This is a genomic window from Hylemonella gracilis ATCC 19624 (assembly GCF_000211835.1).
GTDB classification, from domain to species: Bacteria; Pseudomonadota; Gammaproteobacteria; order Burkholderiales; family Burkholderiaceae_C; genus Hylemonella; species Hylemonella gracilis.
Genome location: NZ_AEGR01000105.1, coordinates 1 through 2943, shown reverse-complemented (window position 1 = coordinate 2943; position 2943 = coordinate 1). Strand labels below are relative to the sequence as shown.

At 64.8% G+C, this 2943-nt stretch carries 3 protein-coding genes and 1 pseudogene; all 4 read right to left on the bottom strand.

The features are described from left to right. On the bottom strand, nt 1-1407 hold a 1407-nt coding region (locus HGR_RS15825), incomplete at its 3' end, for a methyl-accepting chemotaxis protein (RefSeq protein WP_006299380.1). A 36-nt stretch (nt 1408-1443) separates the two neighbouring features. After that, on the bottom strand, nt 1444-1929 hold the full coding sequence (locus HGR_RS15820; protein WP_006299379.1) for a chemotaxis protein CheW: 486 nt from the start codon (nt 1927-1929) through the stop codon (nt 1444-1446). After that, nucleotides 1926-2330 (bottom strand): response regulator, encoded by a 405-nt coding sequence (locus HGR_RS15815; protein ID WP_006299378.1) that lies wholly within the window; start codon nt 2328-2330, stop codon nt 1926-1928. Before HGR_RS15815 ends, HGR_RS15820 begins: the two co-directional genes overlap by 4 nt. 411 nt (nt 2331-2741) lie before the next feature. Next, nucleotides 2742-2943: pseudogene (locus HGR_RS15810) on the bottom strand (hypothetical protein); the annotation flags it as partial.

Here is a 2943-nt window from a genome sequence, read left to right as displayed (position 1 = left end):
GCCCACCTGGGACACGCCCGCGCTCTGCTCGCTGCTGGCCGCGCTGATTTCGCCCATGATGTCGGTCACGCGACGGATGCTGGCGACGACCTCGTTCATGGTCTTGCCGGCTTGGTCCACCAAGGAGGTGCCCTGGTCGACGCGGCCCACGCTCTCGGTGATCAGGGCCTTGATTTCCTTGGCCGCGTCCGCGCTGCGGCCCGCCAGGTTGCGCACTTCGCTGGCGACGACCGCGAAGCCACGGCCCTGTTCGCCCGCGCGGGCGGCTTCCACGGCGGCGTTGAGCGCGAGGATGTTGGTTTGGAAGGCGATGCCGTCGATCACGTTGATGATGTCGGCGATCTTCTTGCTGCTGTTGCTGATGCCCTTCATGGTGTCGACGACCTGGGAGACCACCTCGCCGCCTTGGACGGCGACGGTGCTGGCGCTCTGGGCCAGCTGGTTGGCCTGACGGGCGTTGTCGGCGTTCTGCTTCACGGTGGAAGACAACTCCTCCATGCTGGCGGCGGTTTCCTGCAGGGCGCTGGCCTGGCTTTCGGTTCGAGCGGAGAGGTCTTGGTTGCCTTCGGCGATCTCGGCGCTGGCCGTCGACACCGATTCGCTGCCTTCACGCACACGTTGCACGATTTGTGACAGGCTGGACTGCATCTCGGACAGCGCCTTGAGCATCTGGGCCACTTCATCACGGCCTTCGGCCTCAATGCGGCGATTCAAATCACCCTGGGCGATGGCCTGGGTGCTGGCAACCGCCAGGCGCAGCGGGGGCACGATGGAGCGGGACAGAACCATGACGGCGCCAATGCCCAGGAGGATGGCCGTGACGGCCGATCCGACGATGATCCAGCGGCTCAGCTCCGCCTCGCTCGCCGCTTCCTCGAGCTTGTCGTCGTACAGCTTCAATTGACGGTCCTCGAGACGTTGCAGGGCGGCGATGTACACCTCCGACAGAGGTTTGAGCCGCTGTTCGACGAGCGCCGAGACGTCCTCACCGGCGAGCCGGCGCTTCAAGGCATCGGCGCGCGGGTCGCGGTAGTTTTCGCGGGCCTTGAAGACCTCGTCCACCAAGGCCTTGTCTTCCGGGGACGTGAGCATCGCCACCGCCTTCTTGCTGACGTCCGTGACGAGCGCGGAGGTCTTGTCCATCTCCGCCTGCCACCCCTTGATGCGGGCCGGGTCGGTTTCGTCCAGCGCGGCGCGCGTGCGCACCCAGTTCAGCTCGATCGCGCTGCGCCAGGTGCTGACTTGGCGCAGCCGATCGTTGTCCGTGGTGCCCATCACTTCGGCGGTATGGGCCAGCTCTTGCAAGCGCCACACGCCGATCGACGCACACAGCGCGAGCAGGATCAGGATCAGGCCAAAGGCGGAGCTCAGACGGGTGCTGATGGAATAGTTGTTCAGGAATTTCATGATGTTTCTCCAGTTCAATGTTTAAAACGCTTCGGCTTACTGCACTGAAGAAGCGTTCATGACGCGTTCAATGTCGAGAAGGATCAGCATGCGGTCGTTGACCGTGCCCAGGGCGAGCACCGCGCTCGAATCGATGGCGCCCGAGATCTCCGGTGCCGGGCGCAGCTGCTCGGGCGCCAGGGTGATGACGTCGGAGACGGCATCGACCACCATGCCCACCACCTTGCTGCCAATGTTCAGCACGATGACCACGGTGAAGCCGTCGTACTTGACGTTGTGCAGGCCAAACTGGATGCGCATGTCGATGATCGGGACGATCACGCCGCGCAGGTTCACCACGCCCAGGATGTGCTCGGGCGCGTTGACCATGCGGGTGGGCTGCTCGAAGGAGCGGATTTCCTGCACCCGAAGGATGTCCACGCCGTATTCCTCGTTGCCCAGCTTGAAAGCCAGGAACTCGCGGATGGACGTGGGCGCTTCGGTGCGGGCGTCGTGCGGGGCGTGATTCAGAACGGTGCTCATGGGTTACTCCGGGGAAAAGTGGGGTCAGGCGATGCAGGGTCAGACAATTGGCGCAGCAGCGTCAGCAACTGCTCGAACTCGGTGGATTTATCGAAGAACCAGTCGGCGCCCGCCTGCAAGCAGCGCTGGCGGTTGTAGTCCGTCGCGTCGTTGGTCAGCACCGCGACCTTGAGGTCTTGGTGCTCACCCTTGAACTGCGGGATCAGGCGCACGGGGTCGCCGTCGGGCAGGTGCAGGTCCAGCACCAGCACCGTCAGCGCGGCCTGCATGCTGGACACCAGGTGCTTGGCCACCATGCAACCGGAAGCCGTCAGCACGCGCTCGACGCCAGGGATCGCTTCCATCTGGCGGACCAGGCGGAAGCGGATCAATTCGGAGTCATCGACAACAAGGATCTTCATGACCCTCATGGTGCCGAGGCGGGCCCCGCCGCACCATCGGACACGGCCGGTTTGCGTGTCGGAATCGGATGGTGCGGGTAGGACGATTCCTACCCAGATGGGGCAGGACCGACCCGAGCGGGACTCCGTTCAGCCCGCCCCGTGGCGGGGCAGACCACACCCTTGAGGCCGCGCTCCGGGGTTGGAAATGAACATGCCCCAATCCGATGACGGAAGGGGGCTGGGGTGCTCAGACGGAGATGGGGGGCAAGGAGGCTGGGGTGGCTTAATTCGTGAGCCGAGGGGCATCACGCCGCCCATCTTCGCGGGCGGTTGACATCAGCGCAATCGCTGCCACGGGCCTGCGCGTCATTCGGGAGCACTCCAGTGAAACGCAGGCCGACCTTGCTGACATCGGGTGTCTTGAAGAGCTCAATGCCGATGTGAATGGAGGAGGGCGACCGAGGAGGACGGCGCACGGGCGAGGGCGCTCATGACTTCGTGTCCGCTGTCGCCGTTGTCGTCGAGCTTGAAGACCGCCACGGCCTGCACCAGGTCCTGGGCCTGTCCCTTGAGGCTGCTGGCCGCGGCGGCCATCTCTTCGACGAGCGCGGCGTTCTGCTGCGTGGCCTGG

Bases quoted from the DNA above. Each gene is read 5' to 3' on its own strand.
- HGR_RS15820 (WP_006299379.1), bottom strand. From the start codon at position 1,929: ATGAGCACCGTTCTGAATCACGCCCCGCACGACGCCCGCACCGAAGCG.
- HGR_RS15815 (WP_006299378.1), bottom strand. From the start codon at position 2,330: ATGAAGATCCTTGTTGTCGATGACTCCGAATTGATCCGCTTCCGCCTG.